This window comes from Xenorhabdus anantnagensis, from assembly GCF_028598555.1.
GTDB classification, from domain to species: Bacteria; Pseudomonadota; Gammaproteobacteria; order Enterobacterales; family Enterobacteriaceae; genus Xenorhabdus; species Xenorhabdus anantnagensis.
In genome coordinates this window covers 1-26,904 of sequence record NZ_JAQRFN010000018.1, presented here as the reverse complement: position 1 = coordinate 26,904, position 26,904 = coordinate 1, and the positions used below count along the sequence as shown (strand labels likewise).

Genomic DNA, 26,904 nt, shown 5'->3' with positions numbered 1-26,904 from the left:
AAGGATAACCCATTATCGACAATACTGGAAGTTCTGTTAAATTATCAGACCCATAGTGGGAAAAATAGCTGTTCATGTCTTAGTTGATCTTGACGGTCGATTAGTGCAGTTTTTATGACTTAAATTATGACATGTGCTCAGTGCTTACCAAGCGCAGTAATTACAACGGGTTTAAGTTACTTCCATAATATATGTCATAATTATCACCAAAGTTAAGTTGTAGATTCAATAAAAAAGGTTGCACTATTTTGCGTGCTGTTCGCATGAGCATGACATTGTATACTGGCGAACTGTATTGGCAAAAATTGTACTGGCAAAAACGGTATTGGCAAAAAACGGTATTGGCAAAAAACGGTATTGGCAAAATAGTGCAACCGTGACATCACTTTTTAAACCCTATCAGGCATCGCTCTTATGTTGATCGAAGTTTTCTAATAATTGCTGAATAAATGCTAAACGGGTAGCTCTCTTAGTTAAGTCCGTAATAAATTTCAATTTAGTTGGCCCATCCAATCGGTAAACATTGGGCTGCGTTTGTAACAAGCTGATCAGATAATTCGGATCGACTTTATTGTTACTGCTAAATTCAATGAAACCACCTTTTTCATGTGCTTCAATGCGCTTGATACCGAGTTGTTGAGCGATCAGGCGAATGGACGCTGACTGCAAAAGTTGGCGTCCTGGATCGGGCAGAAGACCGAATCGATCAATAAGTTCGACTTTCAGGTCATCCAATTCAGCATTATCTTGTGCGCTAGCGATACGCTTATAGAAAGACAAGCGTATGTTGACATCCGGAATATAATCATCAGGTAAGAGCACAGGCATACGCAATTCGATCTCAGTCTGGTTATTAGTGAGATCTTCCAGTGAAGGCTCCCGCCCATTCTTGAGGGCATCAACGGCTTTTTCCAATAATTCCATATAGAGAGTGAACCCGATGCTGGTCATCTGTCCACTTTGGTCTTCCCCCAGTAATTCGCCGGCTCCCCTTATTTCCAAATCGTGAGTAGCCAGTGCAAAACCAGCCCCCAAATCTTCGAGAGATGCAATGGCTTCCAGACGTTTTTGTGCATCGCTGGTCATGGCTTTTGGATGTGGCGTCAACAAATAAGCATAAGCCTGATGATGGGAACGTCCTACACGCCCACGTAATTGGTGTAACTGAGCTAAACCAAAATGATCCGCACGTTCAATGATGATGGTATTGGCACTGGGAATATCAATCCCTGTTTCAATAATAGTGGTACATACCAGCACATTAAAACGTTGGTGATGGAAATCTGTCATAACGCGTTCCAAATCACGCTCACGCATTTGCCCATGCCCTACAACGATTCTGGCTTCAGGAACCAATTCTTCCAGTCGAGCTTTTGCCTTTTCAATGTTTTCAACATCGTTATACAGATAGTAAACTTGCCCACCACGCAAAATTTCGCGCAGGATAGATTCACGTACCACGAGGCTATCATATTCGCGCACAAAAGTTTTTACTGCCAAGCGGCGGGCTGGGGGAGTGGCAATAATGGATAGATCGCGCATACCACTCATTGCCATATTGAGTGTACGAGGAATTGGCGTGGCGGTAAGTGTCAGCACGTCGACATCTGCCCGAATAGCTTTAATGCGCTCTTTATGGCGAACCCCGAAGCGGTGTTCTTCATCAACGATTAACAAACCGAGATCTTTCCAGCACAGGTCACTTTGTAGAAGTTTATGAGTGCCAATAATGATATCCACTTTTCCTTCCGCAGCCATATCAATGACCTGCTGTTGTTCTTTTGCACTACGAAAGCGTGACATAACTTCAATGTGTACAGGCCAATTCGCAAAGCGATCGCGGAAATTATCATGATGCTGCTGTGCCAATAAGGTTGTTGGCACAAGAACTGCGACTTGTTTATTGTTGATGATGGACAGGAATGCAGCGCGCATCGCTACTTCTGTTTTCCCAAAACCGACATCGCCACATACCAGCCTATCCATGGCAATGGGCTGACACATATCATCAAACACCGAGTTGATAGTCTGTTCTTGATCGGGCGTTGTATCAAACGGAAAACTTTGGCAGAACAGTTGGTATTGTTCACTATCTTGCTTGAAGGCAAAACCCGGTTTAACGGCACGCTGTGCGTAAACATCCAATAATTCGGCGGCAACATCACGTACTTTTTCGGCTGCTTTCTGGCGAGCCTTGTTCCATGCTTCTCCACTCAGCTTATGCAGCGGAGCACTTTCTTCTGCACCACCAGCATAACGGCTTATGAGATGAAGAGAGGAGACCGGCACATACAGTTTGTCTTCCCCTGCATAGATAAGGATAAGATATTCTGCCTTGATACCACCTGCTTCCAGCGTTGTTAGCCCCTGATAACGCCCAACACCATGTTCAAGGTGCACGACAGGTTGACCGTGTCGTAACTCCGCGAGATTGCGGATTAGCGTATCGGTATTAATAGTACGCCGATTATCCTGGCGACGACGGCTGACCCGCACTCCAAGCATGTCACTTTCACAAATAAGCGCGAGTTTATTGTCCTCATCAATAAAACCGTGCTCTGCTGCCCCAATCATTAAAAAATGACCGAGTTTATCAGCATCTGTTAATTGGCTTATTTTTATTGGGTTGATTTTGATGCGTGATAACAATTCTTGCACAGATTCACGACGTCCCTCACTTTCCACCGAAAATACAATCTTACCGTTAAATTGTTCCATAAAACGGCGTAATTTATCCAAAGGGGCTTTTTGCTGTGCTGAAACCGAGAGATCAGGCAAATCTTGGTAAGCAAAATTGGTATTTCCTGCTTTTTGGGGGAGTGCTTCGTTATTAACTTGAACACGAGGCCAGTTTTTTAATTCTGAGAATAGATTATTGACTGGCAACCAGATCCGCTCAGGAGAAAGTAGCGGGCGCATGGGATCAACTCTACGGCTTTCAAATCGCAGTTTTGTATCCTGCCAAAAACGTTCCGCAGCACTGATGAAATCTTGGGTGATTAGCAGCGTATTTTCGGGCAGATAATCAAAGAGAGTAGGCAAGGGCTGTTTAAAGAATAACGGTTGCCAATATTCTATGCCGGCTGGTAACACTTTTTTACTGACTTGCTGATAAATATGTTCAGCATCACGACGAACTTCAAACTGTTCACGCCATTGGCTGCGAAATAGTTCAATCGCATCTTGGTCCGTGGGGAATTCATGGGCAGGCAATAAACTGATTTTTTCCACTTCTGCCAGCGTTCGTTGGGTATCTACATCAAAGGTACGCAGGCTATCGATCTCATCATCAAAAAAATCAATTCGATAAGGATATTCACTGCCCATAGGAAATAGATCAAATAAAGCTCCACGCGTTGCAAACTCACCATGTTCAAGCACCTGTTCAACGCTGCGATAACCGGCGTGTTCTAATTCTGCACGCAATTTACCACGGGAAAGGTGTTGTCCTTTGTGCATGACCAAAGCGTGCTTCTTGAGATACTCATGTGGGCAGACTCGTTGCATCAATGTATTGACGGGGAGGATTAACGCCCCTTTCGTCATAAATGGTAAGTGATACAGCGTGGATAGGCGGTTGGAGATGATTTCTTGATGGGGGGAGAAACTATCATAGGGTAAGGTTTCCCAATCTGACATCATATTTATCGGTACGTGAGTGAATTGTTGGATTTCATCACGCAATCGAAGGGCATTCTGCATGTCTTTTGTCACCAGCAGTATTGGCCCTGAGTGACGTTCAATAATTGCGGCGCATTCAATAGCACAGGCAGCACCGGTCAAATGGCCTAATTGGCGGATATCACCGCGACGTTCAGGAAGTTGATAACGATATTTTGCTGACATAAGTGTTTGACGTGTTCTCTAAGATTCAGTTCATTCCCAACGCACTTTTGACCCAGTAGCCTTGTAAAAAATAAGCTGGCAGGTTGAGGGAAAGTAAAAAAACAGAACCGGGATGTGCATGGCTCCATAAAGTACAACTATCCTTTATTATCCTCTTACACTTTGCTTTGGCAACAGGAGAGTAGCAAATTTCATATGATATGTTAGGTTGATAATTGTTCGCTTTCTATGATGAAGATTTAAGAAACGGTAAACAACCTCCTTTTTCGGTATCTGTTAAGTGTATTATTTCCGTTTTTCTACTTGGGTTAGTGTGGTAGTTAAGGATAAAAATGATCACTTTTTTGCATCTTTTGGTGATATTTATATATTTCCCATTAAATTCAATGGCTATTTGTTCGTTTTTTTTTGATTTGAGGAAAACATTTTATAAAATAAATGATGCTAAATACACTTGCTAGCATATTACCTAACATCATAAATTTTATGATGTTAGCTATCGGATTTTCATCAATGGTAAAGAAAAATGACATTGGAATTCCGATGAATATCAATGATAATCTGAATAGTGGAGGAAGTTGTGACATGCCATATACTAGCAATGTTGAAATGAATGTTTGAGCTATGCCATCAAACGCAACTACACCTATCGATAAGACAAAAAATTGAGTCAGCATTTTATTTTCATTACCTAAATAGACATAAGGCAATAGTGGTGTAATCAGGTAGAATAACAACGAGAATGATGTAATATACAACATGGATTTTTTAATATTAATAATGGTAATGCTTTCAATATTTCCATTGTTTTTTGATAATGAAATGGTTAGTGATATTGTCATTCCAACAAAAATAACAGAAATAGTATTCATAAAGTTTAAAGCCAAACCAAAAAATGCTGAATATTCAGATTTCATATTATTTGTAATATACATAACTAAAATAGATAATCCCCCGGTAAAACAGAGGCTAGTTATTGCAGCGCTTCGTCCTAAAATGAATATTTCTTTGTTTAATCCAGGTATTTTTTTGGGAGATAATTTTATTTTTTGTTTTAATAGTAAATTAACTACAGGGAATAATATCAATATCCTGATAAAACAGGTTGATAATGAAACGGCTATCGCGCTATTACTCATCCAGTTAATAAGAGCATAGTTCAAGATCACGTTTGCAACTGAACTATATAGAGTAATAATAAGGATTTTCCTTTCTAACTTAATGGTTTCTAGTATGTTGGCAAAGCCAATGTAAATGCATAAAGGGAAAATGCTAATACTAAAAATAAGGTAAATCTTAAGCATTTCAATATGATTATAAAAAACAGGTGTTATTATCAAGCTGATAATAACAAGACAGATGGCGAGATATATTGAGTACCTAAAGACACCTTGAATATATTTTTTCTTTTCCTGGTGTGATTTTCCAACCACTATATTTATCCCAATGCTTAACATTATTGATAAGATGACGAATACTTGACTAAGTTGTGCCGCAACAGAGAAGTTTTTTACGTATTCATTTCCTTGATGCCCTAACATAATCATATCACACAGAGGCAATGATAACGCGATAAAACGGGTTGATGATATGATTAGCGCTCTTGAAATAAAGCCATTTTTCATTTTTCATTCCCTAGTTGTTTTTGAATTTCATCTTCTTCGTCATGGTAATGTTGAGAGTTAGACAGTAAGGGAAGTCAATTTTCTTTTAATTCATTGCCATTTTTTTCTGCAACTACAGCTCTCGTTCATAATTGATTTCCAGCATCTGTGGCGTAGCTTTATCTTCTATGAAGAAGATGCTAATATGATTATAATAAATAGAGAGTAAATCCTCTCTATTTATTATACTTACCACAAGTATATTCTTTATATTTTGTCTTTAATAACAATTTTGATTTTGTTTTTCATAGCCAACCTCTCCTGAGCTGATTGAGAATAATTTTAAACGCATAGTTTGTGATATGAATATAACTATAAACTCATCAACAAAAACACAACAGATTATAAATTATCAATTTTAATGCTTTTCAAAAAAATCACAAAAATTCATTTGTTATTAAAAATTAATCAAGTATATCTGATGTGATGTTCATAAGAATTTTTTTCGCTGTGGTTATCGGATCACGGCTCTTTTCCCATGATCCGATTTCAGGTGGATAATGCTCAGCGAAAATGACTCGTGAATATGGGGTCGTTTCAGAAAACAAATCGCAAAGTACTATAAGAGCTTCCCCAATTTGTTTTTTCTGAGCGGTTCATCATTGAAATCAAGGGATAAGACTGCGGTACTATAAACGGTTATGATGAATCATCTATTGATTCGGGCTATGATGAAGACGCGCATGAGGTTCTCGTTCGCTAAACGGAAGCCAGTATTCAGTACGACTTATAGATATTCCTCATGGGGTCTAACCCTTTAACATCAACGTTTGCAGTCAGAAAAGATAGTTTTTATCCAGTGCGCCGTAAAACCTCGGCCTTCAGTCCGGGGATATAAGGCGCGGTTTTCCCGCTAACTTTTGGGTTTTTCCTGTTGCTCAATGTATTGGCGAATAATGGAAATAGGTGTACCGCCGCAACTGGCCGCAAAATAACTGGGACTCCACAACACGTTTTTGTAATAAAAATGCTGGGCAATGTCGGGACGGTCACGACGAAGTCATCGACTGGACACGCCTTTGAGACTGTTCACCAAATTTGAGATTGATAATTTTGGCGGGTAATGGATCAATCAGTGAACATGATCGCGTTCACCTTCCATCTCAACCCATTCAACAGCAAAATCAGTGCATACACTGGCGAAGTCACTTCGCCGCTTTTCAATGGCATCCTGATCAAAGATTCTTTTTCGGTATTTTGTGACAAATACCAAATGAACATGCAGCAGGAAAACACAGTGTCTTCCAGGACGAATATCGGTTTCTTTTTTCATAGACCAAAGTATCATTCTTCACATGAAACGATTACAAGCCTTCAAATTCCAGTTAAAACTCAAGGATCAGCAGAAGCGGGCTATGAAACGCTTTGCGGGTGCGTGTCGTTTTGTTTTTAATCAGGCCCTTGCCCGCCAGAACACGAATCATGAAACCGGTAATAAATATATTCCGTACACAAAAATGGCATCATGGTTGGTTGAATGGAAAACCACGACTAAAGCTCCAACGCCTGCATGCCCGTATTGGTAATATCCGCCGCGATTACCTTCATAAAGTCAGCACGACAATCAGCAAAAACCACGCCATGATCGTCCTTGAGGATTTGAAGGTAGGTAACATGTCCAAGTCCGCCGCGGGTACGGTAAGCCAACCGGGACGAAACGTGCGGTCGAAATCAGGATTAAACTGTTCGATATTAGATCAGGGCTGGTATGAGTTCCGTCGACAACTCGACTATAAGCAACAATGGCGAGGGGGTCAGGTACTGGCAGTTAATGCCGCCTATACCAGTCAGAAGTGTGCATACTGTGGTCATACAGAGAAAGCCAACCGTCCATCACAAAGTCGGTTCGCATGTCTGGCCTGTGACTATACAGAAAACGCCGATATCAATGGCGCTCGTAATATTTTAGCGGCAGGACATGCCGTGTTAGCCTGTGGAGGAACGGTGCAGTCAGGCCGCCCGATGAAGCAGGAACCCACCGAAGTGAGTCAGGCTCACGCCTGAACACCGTAGGAATCCTCGGCCTTTAGGCCGGGGAGGATGTCAAATGAATCCTCTAATAGTTGTGATGGGCATAATGATTCCCCTGTCATATTTTGGTTACTTCCCATGATGGCACGGAAAATCAATACAGTAACCAAATCGAGGGAAAGTCTCTTTCATTCGCTAAGGCCATTAATCCCGCTCTAGCAGCGTATACGCATCTTTGTGCACTGTTTTTTCTACTCTTGCAATCTCTGATTCGTAAATCAAAAATCTGGATTGCAGATCCTTCAGCTCTGCCGATTTCTCCTCTGAGGTTAGGAAAGAGTATCGAATGCTATTAAATACGGCTTTTTTGATATCTGCATATGATGGCTTGTAGTTCGTGGCAAAAGTTACAAATTCGTGCGTTAAATCAATACGAGAAACGCCCGGATCATCGCTTGATATCACGAAAGGTACTCCATAACGTTGATACAGTTTTATCGGATGTTCGTTCCCTTTGACGCCAAGAATGAAGTCATTACTAGTCAGATTTATTTCGACAGGAATTTCCTTTTCTTTCAGTAACTGGAGTAATGCCAGTGCGTTCACCTCCTTGGGAATGTCAACGCCGTGGCCTATCCGATTTGCCCCTGCAATCTCTACAGCATATCGAATGTGATTTTCCAGCCCCTCTGGCGGAACCATTCCGTTAGCTAACTCACCCGCATGCAGAGATAAATGAACATTGGGGAAAAGTTCTTTTAGATATTTGAACATCAGCATGTGTAACTTATAGTCACGAATTGAGATGTAACTGTTTTCTGGTCCAACAATATTTACACCGACAATCTTTTTGCTGGCATGCGCTGCTGAGAATGCTGAATATAAACTTGAGAATACAGTGGCGCGTGGCGCACCACGAAAGGCATAAGATTGGAGCCGAATACGAAATTCATCGTCGTCCATCCCTGAGATTGCTGCTTCTTCAGTTTGGATATAATCAGATATTCCTTTGGTAACAAGTGGATCATTAGCCATGAAGTCCGCATAGGGTATTAGCGCTGAGAAAACGATATTTTCATCGGCATCTGGATCTAATTCATCAAGTGCTTTAGCAAGATCTGGATATTCAAAAGAAGGCGCCTTTTTTAACATTATTTCCAGATACTGAACATTTTCATGTTTAGCCCGAATTTTTAATTTATCAAGCCCCGCCGCTAAATTCTGATTTGATAACTGGCTGAAATAACTAAAGGTGTCAAAAAATTGCTGGTCCGGAGCTTCCTCGGTGTGATAATAATTATGGAAATCTCTGTCTGACCATGCCCCCAATAATTTTCGGTAGAAAACATTGTTTGCGATGACTTCATTCTTATCGAGACAAAATTGCTGATTTTCCCCCGGAAGCTGATTCTTTGGACGCATTTCTATTCGATAAGCTTCGATTTTAAGTTTCGGGTCAGACCGATCATAAATGCAATACCCTTTATCACCAACCCAATCAAGATAGGTCTCTGCGTATATTGCGCCGGAATAGTGAATATGGATATCTGCGCCTTTAGGCATCATTTTCATTGCCATAGTTAACTCTGCAATATCCGGGTCATTGGTTTCAAGCAGATTACTGAAGAAGCGTGCAGTTGCGGTTTCATTTTCCTTGGCTAAATCGCCAGCATTGGCCAGACAAGGAAATAACATCAATAAAATGATTATAATGGTTGAGGCATTCATAACTTTTTTCCTAGTTTCGATGTTTGCGAATGATTTATAGATGCCGGTTACCGGAATAATGCGTGCTTGCAGTGAAGTGTTCGTTAATTTTTTGTAACGTTTTTTATGGTTATTTTGAATTTCTCCTCATATTACGTTTTAAATTGTTTATTATTGATGCCGATGTCATACATCATGCCTTTACCAAGGACCTATTCAATATCAAAATACGTAACCAATAATTAATAATTAAATTACTAATTAGTGAATGATGAATAAACAACAATACGATAGGATTTGAAAGGGGGAGTAAGTAAAACTCGGTAAAACGGTGATAGTATGTAGCCAGCAGTGAAGTCAACTAAGAGAGATTTTAGTTTATACATAACGTACGTTCATAATACGTTCGTAAATAGAGATAGAAGATGGAATTTTTCATTAATCTATTGTTTCTAAATAAACTTCTTTGATACGGCGGATTTCATGTTCCAATCTGTCTCATTATTTATAGGATTGCGCTACATGCGCGGACGAGCGGTCGATAAATTTGGCCGTTTTGTTTCATGGCTGTCAGCTATTGGTATTATGCTGGGAGTGGCAGCATTGATTACGGTATTGTCAGTGATGAACGGCTTCGAACGTTCATTGGAAAGTAGCATCTTAGGTTTTATGCCACAGGCTATTATTACGTCGGAAAAAGGCTCTATCAATCCGGTTGAACATCCGAGTAGTCAGCTTGCGGGTCTAAAAGATGTTAATCGCATGACCTCTATCGTGCAAGGGGATGTGGTACTACAGAGTCCTCACAATGTTGGTGTTGGCGTCATGTTGGGTATTAATCAGGATGAATATGCGCCATTGGCGGAACATCTTGTCAATGTTGATCAAAGCCAGCTACAACCTGGACATTATCTTGTCATTCTGGGAGAAAAACTGGCGGTAAAATTGGGGGTAAAACGTGGTGATCAGATTCGCATCATTGTGCCAAGTGCCAGCCAGTTAACGCCGATGGGCAGAATTCCCAGCCAGCGTTTATTCACCGTAGCGGGCACATTTTTTGCCAACAGTGAAGTTGATGGTACGGAAATGCTAGTTAATCAACAGGATGCAGCCAGATTGTTACGCTATCCTGTTGGCAATATTACAGGTTGGCGTTTATACCTCAATCAGCCGCTATCAGTTGATAAATTAAGCCAGCAGTCTCTCCCTGAAGGGCTGGTATGGAAAGATTGGCGCGAACGCAAAGGAGAATTCTTTCAGGCAGTTCGCATGGAAAAAAATATGATGGGGTTATTATTGAGCCTGATTATTGCCGTAGCTGCTTTCAACATTATTACTTCCCTCTCTTTGCTGGTAATGGAAAAACAGGGCGAAATCGCTATCTTGCAGACGCAAGGGCTGACTCGACGTCAGGTAATGACAATCTTTATGATCCAAGGTGCGGGAGCAGGCATCATCGGTGCTTTACTGGGGACAGGATTGGGCGTGCTGCTTTCCAGCCAGCTAAATAGTTTCATGCCGATTATCGGCCTGCTGGCCGAGGGCATTCAATTACCTGTTGCGATTGATATTATGCAAGTGATGATGATCGCCATCAGTGCCATGCTGATCTCTTTAATTTCGACTTTATACCCTTCTTGGCGCGCGGCTGCCATCCAACCTGCTGAGGCTTTACGTTATGAGTAACCACCCTTTATTGCTGTGTCATCACTTATGTAAAAAATATCAGGAAGGAAAAGTTTCTACAGAAGTGTTGAAGAATGTCACCTTTTCTATGCAACAAAGAGAAATAATGGCAATTGTCGGCAGTTCAGGTTCGGGTAAAAGTACGCTTTTGCACTTGCTTGGTGGTTTGGATTCACCGACGACAGGTGAAGTCTTTTTCAAGGGACAGTCGCTTAACCAAATGTCTTCGTCTGCGCGAGCAGAACTACGTAACAGAGAAATTGGTTTTATTTATCAGTTTCATCATTTATTGCCTGATTTTACTGCGTTGGAAAATGTTGCGATGCCACTTCTGATTGGGGGGCAAAAACGCCACGCGCAACAAAAAGCGCTGGATATGCTGGCAGCGGTTGGGTTGGAAAATCGGGCGCATCACCGGCCATCTGAATTGTCGGGGGGAGAGCGTCAACGTGTCGCGATTGCTCGGGCACTGGTAAACGAACCTTCATTGGTATTGGCGGATGAACCAACCGGTAACCTTGACCAACGGAATGCAGACAGTGTGTTTCAACTTTTGCAAGAATTGAATCGACAGCAAGGTACCGCATTTCTAGTGGTAACCCATGATCTGAAATTAGCCAGACAACTGGCACGTCAGGTAGAAATGCGCGATGGATATTTACAGGATGAATCCACCCTGACGGGGGCGATGTAATGGTAAATCTGCCTCTTGCATTATTTACCGCGCTACGATTTAGCCGGGGCCGACGTCGTTCAGGCATGGTTTCCCTGATCTCTGTTATTTCGATGCTGGGCATCATGCTGGGTGTTGCGGTGCTGATTATTGGCCTAAGCGCCATGAACGGTTTTGAACGAGAACTGAAAAACCGGGTGCTTTCCGTTGTTCCTCATGGGCAAATTTACGCTGTGGAGCAGCCTTTTCAGGATTGGCAAACCGCACTTAAACGGATAAAACAGACACCGGGTATTGTAGGGGCTTCCCCCTATATTGAGTTTACTGGCCTGATGGAGCGTGGAGAAAAACTCAAAGCGGTACAGGTACGTGGTGTAGATCTGGATACTGAGACGAATGTTAGTACTTTACCTCAGTTTGTGCGTAATGAGGCATGGAAAACGTTTAGGGCAGATAAAAATCAGGTGATTTTGGGGCAGGGTTTGGCTAATTCATTGCACGTGAAACAAGGTGATTGGCTGACTGTCATGATTCCCAATAATGACCCTAGCCTGAAACTCTTGCAGCCTAAACGCATCCGTTTACAAGTTGCGGGTATTTTCCAGCTTAGTGGGATGTTAGATCACAGTTTGGCCCTTGTTCCTTTGCCCGATGCCCAGAACTATCTGGATTACGGTGATGCAATCACAGGTATTGCTATCAAGGCGGATAATGTTTTTGCAGCAGAGAAACGTGTATGGGCCGCAGGCAATGCCACGGGGAAATATGTGTATATCAGCACATGGATAAAAGATTACGGCTATATGTACAACGATATCCAGATGATACGTGGCATTATGTATCTAGCTATGGTTCTGGTTATTGGTGTTGCTTGCTTTAATATTATTTCAACGCTGATTATGGCAGTGAAGGATAAAAGCAGCGACATCGCTATCTTACGCACGCTGGGTGCCAAAGATAACCATATCAGGAGGATTTTTTTATGGTATGGATTACTGACAGGCATGGTAGGCAGCATAATTGGTATGGTGGTCGGAGTTTTCATCTCATTAAATCTGACGACTATCATTAAAGGGTTAGAAGGGTTGCTTGGACACCAACTTCTCTCGGGAGATATCTATTTTATTGATTTTCTGCCATCAGAATTACATTTTATTGATGTTGTTTATGTTCTGTTTACAGCATTGATATTAAGCTTATTGGCTAGTTGGTATCCTGCTCGTCGGGCCAGTAAACTTGATCCAGCACGAATTCTGAGTGGTCAATGATTTTGAGTGATCAATGATTTTGAGTGATCAATAGTTTTGAGTGATCAATGGTTTTGAGTGATCAATAGTTTTGAATGATCAATAGTATGTCAAAGTATCAAAGCGAGTTTAAGCGCGCTATGGTATAGCGGGTTCTTTACTGGCATAGTAAGTTTTATCCGTTCAGGCTTTCAGGCTATTACCGTGTCAGAGATTGCAGCGATTACATAGACAAAACTTTTACAGGAATATCCGATTGGCAAATAAAATAGAAAAACCTTATGTGGTGGTGCTAACGGGAGCAGGAATTTCTGCTGAGTCAGGCATTCGAACATTTCGCTCTTCCGATGGCCTATGGGAAGAGCATCGTGTCGAAGATGTTGCGACTCCGGAAGGTTTCCAGCGTGATCCTGAAATTGTTCAGACATTTTACAATGCACGTCGAGAACAGCTCCAACAACAGGAAATCCAACCCAATGCTGCACATGATGCTCTGGTGGAACTCGAGCATCAGCTTGGTGACCGTTTTCTGTTGGTGACACAGAATATTGATGATCTGCATGAACGTGCGGGCAGTCATCGTGTTCTGCACATGCACGGTGAATTGCTGAAAGTTCGGTGTTGTCAGTCTGGACAGGTAATTGAGTGGACAACAGAGCTAACCATAGAAGATCGTTGCCATTGTTGCCAATTCCCTTCGCCCCTGCGTCCTCATGTAGTGTGGTTTGGGGAAATGCCATTGGGCATGGAGCAGATTTATTCTGCTTTAGCCGATGCCGATATTTTTATCGCTATCGGAACATCGGGCCACGTTTATCCCGCTGCTGGTTTTGTGCATGAAGCTAAATTGTCTGGAGCACATACTGTTGAATTGAATCTTGAACCCAGCCAAGTCGAAAATTTATTCGATGAAAAGCATTATGGTCATGCCAGTAAAATTGTCCCTCAATATGTTGAATCCTTAATTCAGCAGATGAAGGCAGATAAAAGCTGATTTGACGCAATAATTACTCTATCCATCTTCTTCATAATGAATCTACATGATTTAGGGGGAGAAAATGGATAGATTATTAGAGCGTTTTTTAAAATATATTGCATTTAATACTCAATCAAAACCATCCGCTAAAACTATTCCCAGTAGTGACGGTCAATTGGATCTTGCTAAGGCATTATATGAAGAACTGATCCAACTTGGCTTTGCTGATATTACGCTCAATGAACGGGGATGTGTTATGGCAACATTGCCATCAAATATTGTAAGACCAATTCCAATCATTGGTTTTATTGCACACCTCGATACCTCACCGGATTTTCCTGGTAAGCATGTTAATCCTCAAATTGTGGAAAACTACCGTGGTGGTGATATTGCATTAGGGGTGGGAGATGAAGTGTTGTCGCCAGTTATGTTTCCTGTATTACATAGTTTGTTGGGAAAAACATTAATTACAACTGATGGAAAAACACTGTTAGGTGCTGACGGTAAAGCGGGGATCGCTGAAATCATTACCGCCATGGTACGTTTAAAACAGAAAAATATTCCACATGGTGATATTCGGATTGCATTTACGCCGGATGAAGAAATTGGCAGGGAAGCGCATTATTTTGACATAGAGGCTTTCGGTGCAGAATGGGCCTATACCATTGATGGAGGTGGTGTAGGAGAATTGGAATTTGAAAATTTCAATGCTGCATCAGTGACAATCAAGATTGTGGGCAACATGGTTCATCCGGGAAGTGCCAAGGGAGTAATGGTTAATGCGTTGGTACTTGCAATGAGAATTCATCACTCTTTGCCTCCCGAAGAAACGCCTGAAAAGACGGAAGGCTATGAAGGTTTTTATCATTTGCAGAGCATGAAAGGCACCGTTGAGCGCACAGAGATGCACTACATCATCCGAGATTTTGACAGTGCTAATTTTGAAAAGCGCAAAAAAAATATCCTTGCTATTGCGGAAAATGTAGGAAAAGGATTGTATCCAGACTGCTATATTGAATTGGCGATTGATGACAATTATTACAACATGTGTAGCGAAGTGCGGAAATATCCACATGTTATTGCCATTGCTAAGCAAGCGATGCGGGATTGTAATATTGAGCCTATAATCCAGCCGATTCGTGGTGGTACTGATGGCGCACAGTTATCTTATCGTGGTCTACCTTGTCCGAATATTTTTACAGGCGGATATAATTATCACAGTAAGCACGAATTTATATCACTGGAAGGTATGGAGCAGGCGGTTGACGTTATTATGCGGATTGCTGAACTGATGGCAAGTCACGAAAATAATGTGTTTCTTGAGTAAATTATGGTTTACGTTGCACCGTGTTTTTATTAAATATCGACACCATCAATATTAATCCTAATTTGATGTTAACTCCGATAAAGAAAAACAAAGGGACAATTTTGCCCCTTTGTTCAGAGATTAATCATTAAAATACCAATAACCACTATTGACCAAAGCAGTAAGCAGGCTGACAAATCGAACATCATCAATAGCATCACCCAGAAGCTCTGCATTGACTTTACCATATTGGCAAAGAGCATCAACGGCATGGATATGGGGAGTATCCATCAATTCTCCATTGACGAAACATTGATCGCCAACACGCAAGACACGCAGTCCACTCAATCGATTTAATTCTTCGCCTTGTTTCAGTAAATCATAAATTTCGTCGCTTTCATAAGGTGGTTCAGGTGGTGCCAGATCCAGCTCATGGCGTGATTGAGAGATGAATTCACCAAACCAGGTTTGGAAAGTTTCTGGTTGTTCCAACAGCTCACGCATCATTGAACGCAGTGTATCCAGCTCGTTTGTTTGGATCAGGGCCGGGTTATCACGGAATGTCAGTTCAGGATCACTGTAGCGATGACTTCCTAGTTCGTTTGCCAGAACATAATCAGCAAATCCACTGAATAATTCACGGGCATTGGGGGCACGGAATCCCACTGAATAGTTCAGTGAATCTTCAATAGCATAGCCTTCATGTGGGAAACCCGGTGGAATATAGAGTATATCGCCCGGCAACATCTCTTCATCAATAATTGCCTCAAAGGGATCAACCTGTAATAAATCAGGATGAGGGCAATGTTGTTTCATGGGAATTTTTTCACCAACACGCCAGCGTCTACGGCCTTGTCCTTGAATGATAAAAACATCATATTGGTCAAGATGGGGGCCAACACCGCCACCGGGGACCGAGAAAGAGATCATCAAGTCATCCATACGCCAATCAGACAGTATGCGGAATGGCCTCATGAGTGCAGAAGAGGGGAGATGCCAATGGTCAACCGCTTGTACAAGCAAAGACCAGTCTTTTTCGCCTAAATGGTCGTAAGTTTCAAATGGTCCATGGGAAACTTCCCAGCGCCCATTTTTCTGGCTAACCAAACGGCTATCGATTTCATTTTCCATCGCCAGTCCTGCCAGTTCATCGGCAGAAAGGGGATCAATAAACTGATGGAAACCCTGTTTAATCAGCAATGGTCGTTTTTGCCAATGGTTTTGCAAAAACGCCTGCCAGTCCAGATTCAGCTGATAATCCATGGTGACATCCTGAAGTGAGAAGTGAATTTCACGCTATTATAACGAATAGTCAATGACGATATCAGCTTTGGTTGAAATATTTCGAGATTGAGCTAGCAATCATCTAGTCATTATTGTTGTTGTTATTGTTTTGTAACCGAAATATTGCGCTCACACTCGTGCCACCAAGTGGACTGTCATCGATGTTGATTTCACCTTCATATTTCTCGATAGTTTCAGAGGCCATCGACAAACCGAGACCTTGGCCTGATCTTAATGTATCCGCTCGTAAACCACGTTGAAAAATCATTTCTCGCTTATCAGGAGGAACAGCCAATCCATCATTATCGACTACAATGGTGACTGAATTGTCTCCCATTATAGCGGTGATTTTGACAAGTCTTTCACAATACTTACAAGCATTATCCAGAATGTTTCCCATTATTTGCCAAAGATCGTCTTTTACTCCCAACCATGTCACTTCAGGGGAGACATCTAGCGTAATTAAGATGCCTTTATGTTTATATATCTTTTTTAGGCCACTGACTAGTTCATTCAAGAATGTTGGAATTGAAACAATTTTCTTCAGAAAAAAACTATTGTCATTGTGCAGATTTGCTCTGTGGAGATAGTAGCTAATTTGTCGAGATATCAGATCAATTTGTTCAAGCATAATGGGTTCGATTTGTTTAATATGCAGCTTTTGAGAAGAATGTAGAGAGAGTAAGCTAGTTTGCAGTACTGCTAACGATGTTTTCAGGCTATGTGCTAAATCTGAGAGTGTTGTTTTAATTTTTGTATAACGCTCACGTTCACTGGATAGTAAGGTGTTTAAATTTCTGACCAACGACTTTAATTCAATGGGAGGATTATCATCCAGTTTATCCCTTTTTCCTTCTTCTAGTAAATTGACCTGTCTAATTAAGTCCTTAATTGGTCTAAGGCTCCAGTCAGCAGCAAGCCAGATTAATGGAATGACCAAAAATAAGTTAGCTATTAAAACATATCCAAACCATTTCCATATTTTTTCTGATGCATGTATATCTTGCGGGAGGGCATCAATGATAACAATAGTTATTTTAGGCAGTTTGTTAGTGGCAGGATAAATACTTATGGCAACAAAGTAGGTTAACGACACGTGTTTATCATTTTTTGCCTTAGCCTTATATAAACAGTTCTCTTTTTCGTTATCGTTCGCTTTTAGTTCAAATGTATAAAACCCATTTTTTTGCAGCCAACCCGTTTTAATTTTATTTTCCAATTCAGGCACATGATTCTCGCGCCAAAGAAGATTTCCCTTATTATCATAGATTAGTGCTAACGAGTTGCAATTTATAGTATAATTTGGGAGGGCAATAATTTCTAATTTGTTGTTTTTCCACTTGGCCAATTTATGAAATAAATCACTTTGGCTACGAAGTATGGCATAGTTTGTTTTATCAAAATGCACTAAGTATCCAGCAATAGCAACAATTCCATATGATAGCGTCAGTGCTAGAATAATAACTGCCGTAGCCATGAGAAACCTAGTTCTTAAAGAAATATATTTTTTAGAGAATTTAAGCATCATGAGATTTCACATCAAAGATATATCCTTGACCACGAATAGTGAAAATTATTTCTTCGGGCCATTTACTCAATATCTTTTTCCTTAGACGTCCCATTAATACATCAATTGTATGACTTCCTCGTGGTTCATCTCCATCTTTTGTGTACAATTCACGCATTATCATCTCTTTGCTGACAACTCTGCCATTATTGCGCATTAAGGTTTCGACAATAGTAAATTCAAAGGAGGTCAACTTGATATTGGTATCATTGACAGAAAACTCTCTTCTAAAAAGGTTAAGTAAAAATGGTGGAATGTTAATTAATTGTGATGTCAAGCCACTCTTGCGTCGCATTAAGGCCTGTATGCGAGCATTCAGTTCTTCATGATGAATGGGTTTAATGACATAATCATCTGCCCCGGCATTTAGCACAGCGACTTTTTCTTGCAAGGTGTCACTAACAGTGACGATAAGAATAGGTAAATTAATTTGTTTATTGCGCCAGCGTTGTAACATGCTAAGCCCATCTTCTCCCGGGAGCCCTAAATCAACGATAGCAAGATCAGGGTGGAATTCTTTAAGATAATAATCTGCTTCTTCTGCATCCTTTGCACTATTAACGGCATATCCCAGATGTCGTAATCTTTCGGTATAATAATGGCGCAGAGGGTAATTATCTTCAACAATTAATATTCGCATAATGACTCCTTATGCCAGTCAGTAAGGCTTGTAAAATAAATTGAAAAGGTTTTATTAATGACTTTTTCTAATAAAGAAAAATATGAACATGTTTTATAGTAAGATAAGTGTATGATTGTTTATATATTTTATAACTTCGATGATGAATCTGTTTATTTGATAACAAATGATTTCACTTTAATATCCAAGTGAATTTATAATCTGTTTGTTATAGTAAACTAAGTATATGGCAATTTGTATTTTTGGCAAAATTAATGGTTGTTTGATTAAAAACAAATGGTTGCATTGCAACACCTAAATAAATTTATAATCTATCTGTTATCGTAAATCAAGCATATAGAAATTATATTTTTTGGTTGTGCTAATAATAGATCCCATTAAAAACAAACGGTTGCATTTAAGTATGTAAATAAATTTATAATCTATTTATAATTTATTTACATTTATATATATAATGGATTTTAGCATAATGGCGAGGTTGTTAATTTCTAAGAATATAACTAATTTACTGTTTATTACTATGATATTTATAACTATTATATTTATAACTATTAACTGTGATGTTTATAACTATGTGGCTGGATGGAATGAATGTAGTTGATAAATAAGCCAATTGAAAAACCAAAAGGGTATTTTGGTTCAAAAAACCGGAGTTAGTATTGGACTGCATATGGGCGGGATAAACTCCCGCCCATTTACATGAATAAATAGAAATTATTTTAATTGATCAACCAGTGAGGTCGCGTATCCAATATAGTTTGCTGGTGTCATGGATTTGAGGCGTTCTTTTTCCGCTTCTGGAAGTTCAAGACCATCAATGAATGCTTTCATACCTTCAGAATCAACACGTTTACCGCGAGTCAGCTCTTTCAGTTTTTCATACGGTTTTTCAATGCCATAACGGCGCATGACGGTCTGGATAGGTTCTGCTAATACTTCCCAATTGTTATCCAGTTCATCCAGTAAGTGCTGCTCATTGACTTCTAGCTTATTTAGCCCTTTCATAGTGGATTGATAAGCAATCAATGCATATCCCAGGCCAACACCCAAATTGCGCAGTACAGTTGAATCCGTCAGGTCACGTTGCCAACGAGAAACAGGAAGTTTACTGGCAAGATGCCCCATAACCGCATTTGCCAATCCCAAATTTCCTTCTGAGTTTTCAAAGTCAATCGGATTGACTTTATGTGGCATGGTAGAAGAACCAATTTCACCAGCAACGGTTTTTTGTTTGAAATGGCTTAAGGCAATATAGCCCCAGATATCGCGATCAAAGTCGATCAGGATAGTATTGAAACGTGCCACACAGTCAAACAGTTCTGCAATGTAATCATGAGGCTCAATCTGAGTAGTATACGGATTCCACTGAATACCCAACGAAGTTACAAATGATTCACTGAATTGATGCCAGTCAACTTGTGGGTAGGCTGACAAATGCGCATTGTAGTTACCAACAGCGCCATTGATTTTACCCAGAATTTCTACCTGCCCAAGCTGACAGAATTGGCGTTCCATGCGATAGGCTACGTTAGCAAATTCCTTGCCGACAGTAGAAGGTGTGGCTGGTTGACCATGTGTACGTGACAGCAGTGGCAGATCGCGATAGTCATGTGCCATACGTGTGATGGTATCGATTAATTGGCGCCACTGAGGCAGCAAAACTTCCTCACGGGCTGTTTTAAGCATCAGCGCATGTGACAGGTTGTTGATATCTTCTGATGTGCAGGCAAAGTGAATAAACTCTGCAACTTGATGCAGGGCAGGGATATGTGCAACTTTTTCTTTCAGAAAATATTCGACAGCTTTAACGTCATGATTGGTTGTGCGCTCAATTTCTTTGATGCGCAGTGCATCCTGTTCATTGAAATTTGCAATTACTTCATCAAGGTAAGCGTTTGCGTCTGCATCAAAAGCAGGAACTTCTTTGATTTCTGTTGTTGCGGCCAGTTTTTGCAGCCAACGTACTTCGACCTGCACTCGAAATTTTAGTAAGCCGAACTCACTAAAAATAGCGCGCAGTGTGCTGACTTTATCGCCGTAACGGCCATCAATTGGAGAAACAGCGGTCAGTGAGGATAATTCCATTGGTAGCAACTCCCGGATTTTATTTAACAATTTATTTAACAACTTATGTTTAACAGCTTTGGTTTAACAGTTTTTAGCTAACAGTTTGTATCTGGCCATTTGTGCCTAACAATTTGTATCTAACAACTTGTATCTAACAGTTAGCAAGAATATCTTTTGCCTGTCGGATCAGGCGTTGACGAGAAAACATGATTTGCAAGCGGCTACCGCCAACTTGTTGCCATAAGACAGCGCTGCGGATACCCGCCAGTAGTGCAGATCTGACTTTTGCCTGAATTAGCGTATTACGTAATACCTCAGGTGAACCCGTTACTTGAATGCGTGGCCCCAGTGGGCTGATAACATCAACATAAATTCCTGCCAAGGCGTTGAGTATTCCCTCTGACATAGATTCAAAATAAGCTTGCTGGCGTTCTAACTGCTCAATGCGATTTGCCAATTCATTGGCGGCAGATTGATTTTTATTCAGACGGCGTTCCAGCGCCACTAAACTCAGCATATAGCGGGTAAGATCGGCAGAAACGCCACTATGTGAACCATTGAACATACCCAACATGGCGTTAAGGCCAATACGCAGGTTGCAGGCATGATTGCCAAAGACATCCAGTGTGGATGTTGGATTCATGTTCAAGATACTGTTGATCATGACCTCAAAAGCATCAGTATCACACTGGCCTTCATGGGCAAGTTTTTGTACCAAGTGGCCTGACTGGCAGATACCTGCCAGAGCCAGTGTAATGTCGTAATAATTTTTAGCCACAATTACTCCTGTATACGTTGTTCGATCACACCACCACCGAGACAAATTTCACCTTGGTAAAACACGGCGGATTGACCTGGGGTGACAGCGGCAACAGGGTTATCAAAACGTACTTCAATTTTATCTTCGCTCACAGGAACGATAGTGCAGGGGATATCATGCTGACGGTAGCGTGTTTTTACTACACAACGTATTACTGCCTTCAATGGTTGACGATCAACCCAATGAAGTTGCTGTGCAATCAAACCGATAGACATCAGGCGAGGATGCTCATGGCCTTGTGCAACAATCAGTGTGTTGTTTTCGACATCTTTATCAACAACAAACCATGGTTCTTCATTGCCATTTTTCGTTCCCCCGATCCCCAGTCCTTTGCGCTGGCCGAGTGTATGGTACATCAAGCCCATATGTTGGCCGATAATTTGGTCATCCGCTGTCATAATTGGGCCTGGTTGGGCGGGTAAATAGCGTCCAAGGAAATCACGGAACTTACGCTCACCAATAAAGCAGATACCTGTCGAATCTTTTTTCTTTGCTGTGATTAGACCAATCTCTTCGGCAATGCGGCGTACTTCGGGCTTTTCCAATTCACCGACTGGAAACAGGCTTTTGGCAATTTGCTGATGGCTTAAGGTATATAAGAAATAGCTTTGATCTTTATTGCTATCAAGACCACGGAGCAATTGACTGATGCCGTCCACGTCCCGACGGCGGACATAATGCCCAGTTGCGATATAATCAGCCCCTAAATCCTCAGCGGCAAATTCTAGAAATGCTTTAAATTTGATTTCCTTATTGCAAAGAATGTCCGGATTTGGAGTCCTGCCTGCTTTGTATTCAGCAAGAAAATGTTCGAAGACATTGTCCCAATACTCGGCTGCAAAATTGATGGTATGCAGTTCTATGCCCAGTTTGTCACAAACTGCTTGGGCATCGGCAAGATCGGTGGCAGCCGAGCAATACTCTTCACTATCGTCTTCTTCCCAGTTTTTCATGAACAGGCCAGTTACCTGGTAGCCCTGCTGTTGCAGAAGGTAGGCGGAAACGGATGAATCAACACCGCCGGACATTCCGACAATGACTTTTTTCTGGCTGTTATCTGACATGGATATATCTCACTGCGGAAAAAAACAAACGCGATACTTTAGCACGTTGGCATTTAAGGTGCATCAAACGTCTCATGCTCTTTTTTATCCAACGATTGTTTATTACGATCATTTGATGAACGGTGAACCATAACAACCCAGTATCGACAGTGGATAAACTTTGTGTTCCAAGTAGCAGAGAATACTTTCGGCGACCAGAGGGGAACGTAGTTGTGGGCTATTAAGGATTTCTTCTGCACTTAACCAATGGCAGCAATGGATATCGTTATCTTGCGGATTTGTGTCCATGATTTTTTCCATTTCAACCAAGAATAAAAAACGGATAAATGGCGTTCTGTCAGGTGCAATCCATTGGTGCAACTTTAAAAAGGCTTGTGGTTGCGCACAAATTCCTGTTTCTTCCCATAATTCTCGTTCAGCGGCTTCTAATAATGTTTCATCAGCTTCAAGATGACCCGCTGGTTGATTCCAAAAAGGTTTATCGTTGATCAACTCTTCGACAACCAGAAATTTATTTTCTGCATGAACAATACAAGCAACAGTAACATATGGACTAAACAAAATTAATGTCTCTCCATTCTCCGGGGGATAATGAGTCTAATTGTATAGATCCCATACTGAAACGGATTAGGCGCAATGTAGGATAACCCACATGAGCGGTCATCCTACGTACTTGTCGGTTGCGGCCTTCATATAGCGTAATTTTAAGCCAACTTACGGGAATGCTTTTTCGTTCCCGTATCGGCGGTGTGCGCTCCCAAAGCCATTCAGGCTCTTCCACTAATTCAGCTCCGGCTGGCAAAGTTGGGCCATCTTTTAATGTGACACCATTGCGAAGTTTATTCAGAGCGGCGTCATCAGGAATGCCTTCGACTTGGACATAATAAATTTTAGCTGTTTTTTTATGAGGTTGAGTCAATTTGGCCTGCAATTTGCCATCATTGGTCAATACTAGCAAGCCTTCACTATCACGATCCAGACGGCCAGCGGCATAAACATCGGTAACCGGAATAAAATTTTTTAACGTTGCTCTTCCCATTTCATCGGTAAATTGGGGCAGCACGTCATAAGGTTTGTTAAAAATTAATATCCGACGAGGGCCTGTTAGTTTTTTTATGGTTTTGTTATTTTTTCTTTGGCTGAATCGGTTAAGTTGGCGTTTTTTAAAAGAGATATTTGTCATGATAAGTTATCGTGAAAAATTAGGGTGCGTATTATACCTCAAATCTGTGACCATTGGCGTTTGCAGAATATTCAAGTAGTATTGACACGTCCCTTACAAAAAATTAACAAGGCATTGCGCTTATTTGAAAGGAGAGGTTAATGGAAAGCAAAGTAGTTGTTCCGGCGGAAGGTAAAAAAATTACTATTGATGCCAAAGGTAAATTAAATGTTCCGAATAACCCTGTAATCCCTTACATTGAAGGGGATGGCATTGGTGTTGATGTTACGCCGGTCATGCTAAAAGTTGTTGATGCTGCGGTTCAGGAAGCTTATAGCGGAGAGCGCAAAATTTCTTGGATGGAAATCTACACAGGTGAAAAATCCACACATGTCTATGGCAAAGATGTTTGGTTGCCGGATGAAACACTGGACTTAATTCGTGAATACCGTGTTGCTATCAAAGGTCCTCTGACAACGCCAGTAGGTGGTGGTATTCGTTCTCTGAACGTAGCACTGCGCCAGCAATTAGATCTGTATGTCTGCCTGCGTCCAGTCCGTTACTATCAAGGTACGCCAAGCCCTGTTAAACAGCCTGAACTGACCGATATGGTTATTTTCCGCGAAAATGCAGAAGACATTTATGCTGGTATTGAGTGGAAAGCGGGTTCAGCGGAAGCGGACAAAGTTATTAAATTCCTACAGGATGAAATGGGTGTTAGTAAGATCCGTTTTCCTCAACAGTGTGGTATCGGTGTAAAACCTTGCTCTGAAGAAGGCACCAAACGTTTAGTACGCGCTGCGATTGAATATGCGATTGATAATGACCGTGAATCAGTAACTTTGGTTCATAAAGGCAATATCATGAAATTCACTGAAGGTGCTTTCAAAGATTGGGGTTATGAGCTGGCTCGAACTGAATTTGGCGGAGAACTGCTGGATGGCGGTCCATGGGTTAAGATCAAAAATCCTAAAAATGGCAAAGATATCATCATCAAGGATGTGATTGCAGATGCTTTCTTGCAACAGATCCTGCTGCGTCCAGCAGAATATGATGTTATCGCTTGTATGAACCTGAATGGTGACTACATCTCTGATGCTTTGGCTGCGCAGGTAGGCGGCATTGGTATTGCCCCTGGTGCAAACATTGGTGACGAATGTGCATTGTTCGAAGCAACACATGGTACTGCACCTAAATATGCAGGTCAGGACAAAGTAAACCCAGGTTCCGTGATCCTTTCTGCTGAAATGATGTTGCGCCACATGGGATGGTTTGAAGCCGCAGATCTAATCATTAAGGGAATGGAAGGTGCAATCGCAGCCAAGACTGTCACTTACGATTTCGAACGTCTGATGGATGATGCCAAGCTACTGAAATGTAGTGAGTTCGGTGATGCAATTATTTCTCATATGTAATAATTACTAAATGGAATATGTAACGGGGGCTTAATAGTTCCCGTTTGTTTTTTGTCACCTGAGAGGTGGTTATCAAAACGTTATCAAAATGATTTATCAAAACCAGACAAAATTTAATCAATTTAGAGTGTGATTTTTATCCAATCTTTACCACGGTCATCATGATATTTATCAGTTTGCTGTTGCGTTTTATGCCCTAATAAATCTTTCGTATTGATACCCTGTTCGCGATATAAACGCTCCGATAACGAACGTTGTTCATGGAACGTCGCCGGAGTTCCTTCTCTCCAATCAATATTTGTCTTATCACGCGCTTTTTTGAAGTTTGTTGTTAATGTATTAGCTGTTACTTTTCCTCCACGTTTAGATTGTGATGTGGTGTGAAAGTAGTGAATTAAATATGGACTAACAACACGGTCACGGCATCGTGCAACAACTTCTCTGAGAGAGATATTGAGGACATTACATCGTAATGCTAGGGGGATAGCTAATCTGGCTCCTGTTTTTTCTTGAGAAACATGTAGGTGATCGTCCCAGATATCACTAAATTTCATCTCAGAAATATCACCTAATCTTTGGCCTGTTACTATTGCTAATAGCATCGCGTTACCCATGTATTTATGGTGTGAGTCAGCAACTTCAAATATTTTTTGCCACTCACCCAGATTGAGACGCTGGCGTGTCACTCTCCTTTTCGGTTGTTTAGTTGCTAGAGCGGGGTTGTATCCTGGAGGAACCTCTCCGGCATGTTGAGCTTCTTTAAAAACATCAATTAAAACAGAGCGGATGACTTGAGCCATGCGCGGCTGGCCTGCGGTTTTATATTCATCTAAAATACCTGCAATATCACGAGCATCAACAGCGGGCAACGGTTTCATAGCAAGAGCCTGTCGCATTAAATCTACAGGCTTTCGCTTTTGTTTAAATGTGTTGGATTTGATATCACCAATTTCTAAACGCTCCTCCTGAATTTTCCAGTATTTATCCAGCCATGTATTAACAGTAATTTCTTTACCCTTAATTTTTGCTACACGATCACTAATCGCCATAACTTGACGGCTGCGTTGCTCAGCCAATCTATTATTAGCCTCAATAGCAATTTCTTTTGCTTCCTGCTCATTATCACCCAGAGCGTGATATTTACCTGTGACAGGGTGACGATAGCGCCAATAAACTTTATTAGTTTTGCGGCTAAATAATGGGTATAAATTAGGGATGTTGACATTATTTTTACGGGGTCTAGCAGCCATCACTTAAAATCCTCTGTAATTTTGGGTTGTCAGACTTGCTAATCGTTGGGGTAGCTAAGCTACCGATAAGTTCTGCATCCTCTCTAACTCGCCAGATTCCACCTTCTTTTTGTGCTGGCGGGTAGAAGTGACCATTTCTAGCATAACGTTGGAGGGTACTTAAGCTGGGAGGGCGGCTTCGGTATCTATCGTTAGCCCATTCATCCAGAGTTAGCATTTGCATGATATTATCCTCTGTAAAAATTCAACAATCTCCTGAAATACAATTTAAATCTCATACGAATTAATTTAATTCTACTGCTTTCATATCGCGTCAGTTCGAAATGGCGTTCACATTCGTTACATGAATCTTCGTAGTAATACATCTCCTCAAAACTTAATTCCTTGTGGCAATAGGTGCATCTCATTTCATCTCCTTCTGCAAATTAATGATGTATTGACGTAACCAATTCTTGGCTGTTGATTTCGCTCGTTGATGATCAGTCATGATTAATTGAAAGTCGCGGGCGTGTTTATCGAGAATTGCAGTCACTGCTTTGTCGTCATATTTGGGTAGATT

At 41.1% G+C, this 26,904-nt stretch carries 20 protein-coding genes and 2 pseudogenes; 8 read left to right on the top strand and 14 right to left on the bottom strand.

The annotated features are described in order from the left end of the window. Positions 1-295: 295 nt before the first annotated feature. Positions 296-421: a hypothetical protein gene (locus PSI14_RS13595; RefSeq protein WP_273576395.1), complete on the top strand. Its 126-nt coding sequence runs from the start codon at positions 296-298 to the stop codon at positions 419-421. On the opposite strand, the gene mfd is transcribed toward PSI14_RS13595, so the two are convergent. The 3 genes and pseudogenes from mfd to tnpA form a co-directional block, all read right to left on the bottom strand. Further along, positions 400-3,846 (bottom strand): transcription-repair coupling factor, encoded by a 3,447-nt coding sequence (gene mfd, locus PSI14_RS13590; protein WP_273576394.1) that lies wholly within the window; start codon positions 3,844-3,846, stop codon positions 400-402. The two genes, PSI14_RS13595 and mfd, sit on opposite strands and share 22 nt — an antisense overlap. Before the next feature lie 383 nt (positions 3,847-4,229). Continuing rightward, positions 4,230-5,471, bottom strand: coding sequence for an MATE family efflux transporter (locus PSI14_RS13585; RefSeq protein ID WP_273576393.1), 1,242 nt, complete (start codon positions 5,469-5,471; stop codon positions 4,230-4,232). An 892-nt stretch (positions 5,472-6,363) separates the two neighbouring features. Continuing rightward, positions 6,364-6,783, bottom strand: a pseudogene (gene tnpA, locus PSI14_RS13580) (IS200/IS605 family transposase). A gap of 22 nt (positions 6,784-6,805) precedes the next feature. On the opposite strand from tnpA, the pseudogene PSI14_RS13575 reads away from it, so the two are divergent. Further along, positions 6,806-7,514, top strand: a pseudogene (locus tag PSI14_RS13575) (transposase). A gap of 171 nt (positions 7,515-7,685) precedes the next feature. Here PSI14_RS13575 and PSI14_RS13570 read toward each other — a convergent pair. Then, positions 7,686-9,209 carry an adenosine deaminase family protein gene (locus PSI14_RS13570; RefSeq protein ID WP_273576392.1) on the bottom strand — a complete coding sequence of 508 codons (1,524 nt, stop codon included), beginning with the start codon at positions 9,207-9,209 and terminating at the stop codon, positions 7,686-7,688. A 462-nt stretch (positions 9,210-9,671) separates the two neighbouring features. On the opposite strand from PSI14_RS13570, the gene lolC reads away from it, so the two are divergent. The 5 genes from lolC (at position 9,672) to pepT (ending at position 15,097) form a co-directional block, all read left to right on the top strand. Next, a complete protein-coding gene (gene lolC, locus PSI14_RS13565; protein WP_273576391.1) occupies positions 9,672-10,874 on the top strand; it encodes a lipoprotein-releasing ABC transporter permease subunit LolC in 1,203 nt (400 codons plus the stop codon). Beyond that, entirely contained in the window at positions 10,867-11,568 is a 702-nt protein-coding gene (gene lolD / locus PSI14_RS13560; protein ID WP_273576390.1) for a lipoprotein-releasing ABC transporter ATP-binding protein LolD, read from the top strand. Before lolC ends, lolD begins: the two co-directional genes overlap by 8 nt. Continuing rightward, entirely contained in the window at positions 11,568-12,815 is a 1,248-nt protein-coding gene (gene lolE / locus PSI14_RS13555) for a lipoprotein-releasing ABC transporter permease subunit LolE (protein ID WP_273576389.1), read from the top strand. The genes lolD and lolE overlap by 1 nt, the downstream gene beginning before the upstream one ends. 193 nt (positions 12,816-13,008) lie before the next feature. Further along, positions 13,009-13,788 (top strand): Sir2 family NAD+-dependent deacetylase, encoded by a 780-nt coding sequence (gene cobB, locus PSI14_RS13550; RefSeq protein ID WP_273576388.1) that lies wholly within the window; start codon positions 13,009-13,011, stop codon positions 13,786-13,788. Between the two features lie 64 nt (positions 13,789-13,852). Beyond that, positions 13,853-15,097, top strand: coding sequence for a peptidase T (pepT, locus tag PSI14_RS13545; protein WP_273576387.1), 1,245 nt, complete (start codon positions 13,853-13,855; stop codon positions 15,095-15,097). Between the two features lie 120 nt (positions 15,098-15,217). Here the strand turns inward: pepT and PSI14_RS13540 are convergent, their stop codons facing one another. From PSI14_RS13540 to rluE, 8 genes are all read right to left on the bottom strand, one after another. Beyond that, entirely contained in the window at positions 15,218-16,339 is a 1,122-nt protein-coding gene (locus PSI14_RS13540) for a ribosomal protein uL16 3-hydroxylase (RefSeq protein WP_273576386.1), read from the bottom strand. A gap of 103 nt (positions 16,340-16,442) precedes the next feature. Beyond that, positions 16,443-17,885 (bottom strand): two-component system sensor histidine kinase PhoQ, encoded by a 1,443-nt coding sequence (phoQ, locus tag PSI14_RS13535; RefSeq protein ID WP_273576444.1) that lies wholly within the window; start codon positions 17,883-17,885, stop codon positions 16,443-16,445. Next, on the bottom strand, positions 17,878-18,567 hold the full coding sequence (gene phoP, locus PSI14_RS13530; RefSeq protein ID WP_273576385.1) for a two-component system response regulator PhoP: 690 nt from the start codon (positions 18,565-18,567) through the stop codon (positions 17,878-17,880). Before phoP ends, phoQ begins: the two co-directional genes overlap by 8 nt. A gap of 714 nt (positions 18,568-19,281) precedes the next feature. Next, positions 19,282-20,652, bottom strand: a complete 1,371-nt coding sequence (purB, locus tag PSI14_RS13525) for an adenylosuccinate lyase (RefSeq protein ID WP_273576384.1) — start codon at positions 20,650-20,652, stop codon at positions 19,282-19,284. 133 nt (positions 20,653-20,785) lie between these two features. Further along, the gene (gene hflD / locus PSI14_RS13520; RefSeq protein WP_273576383.1) at positions 20,786-21,412 is read right to left on the bottom strand and encodes a high frequency lysogenization protein HflD; all 627 of its coding nucleotides are present in this window, start codon (positions 21,410-21,412) and stop codon (positions 20,786-20,788) included. A gap of 2 nt (positions 21,413-21,414) precedes the next feature. Beyond that, entirely contained in the window at positions 21,415-22,518 is a 1,104-nt protein-coding gene (gene mnmA, locus PSI14_RS13515) for a tRNA 2-thiouridine(34) synthase MnmA (protein ID WP_273576382.1), read from the bottom strand. Positions 22,519-22,626: 108 nt separating this feature from the next. After that, on the bottom strand, positions 22,627-23,079 hold the full coding sequence (locus PSI14_RS13510) for an NUDIX domain-containing protein (protein WP_273576381.1): 453 nt from the start codon (positions 23,077-23,079) through the stop codon (positions 22,627-22,629). Next, entirely contained in the window at positions 23,072-23,701 is a 630-nt protein-coding gene (gene rluE / locus PSI14_RS13505) for a 23S rRNA pseudouridine(2457) synthase RluE (protein WP_273576380.1), read from the bottom strand. The genes PSI14_RS13510 and rluE overlap by 8 nt, the downstream gene beginning before the upstream one ends. A gap of 140 nt (positions 23,702-23,841) precedes the next feature. On the opposite strand from rluE, the gene icd reads away from it, so the two are divergent. After that, positions 23,842-25,095, top strand: a complete 1,254-nt coding sequence (gene icd / locus PSI14_RS13500) for an NADP-dependent isocitrate dehydrogenase (RefSeq protein ID WP_273576379.1) — start codon at positions 23,842-23,844, stop codon at positions 25,093-25,095. A gap of 122 nt (positions 25,096-25,217) precedes the next feature. On the opposite strand, the gene PSI14_RS13495 is transcribed toward icd, so the two are convergent. Both PSI14_RS13495 and PSI14_RS13490 read right to left on the bottom strand, forming a co-directional pair. Further along, positions 25,218-26,345, bottom strand: coding sequence for a site-specific integrase (locus PSI14_RS13495; RefSeq protein ID WP_273576378.1), 1,128 nt, complete (start codon positions 26,343-26,345; stop codon positions 25,218-25,220). Next, positions 26,335-26,571 (bottom strand): excisionase, encoded by a 237-nt coding sequence (locus tag PSI14_RS13490; protein WP_273576443.1) that lies wholly within the window; start codon positions 26,569-26,571, stop codon positions 26,335-26,337. Before PSI14_RS13490 ends, PSI14_RS13495 begins: the two co-directional genes overlap by 11 nt. Positions 26,572-26,904 lie beyond the last annotated feature (333 nt).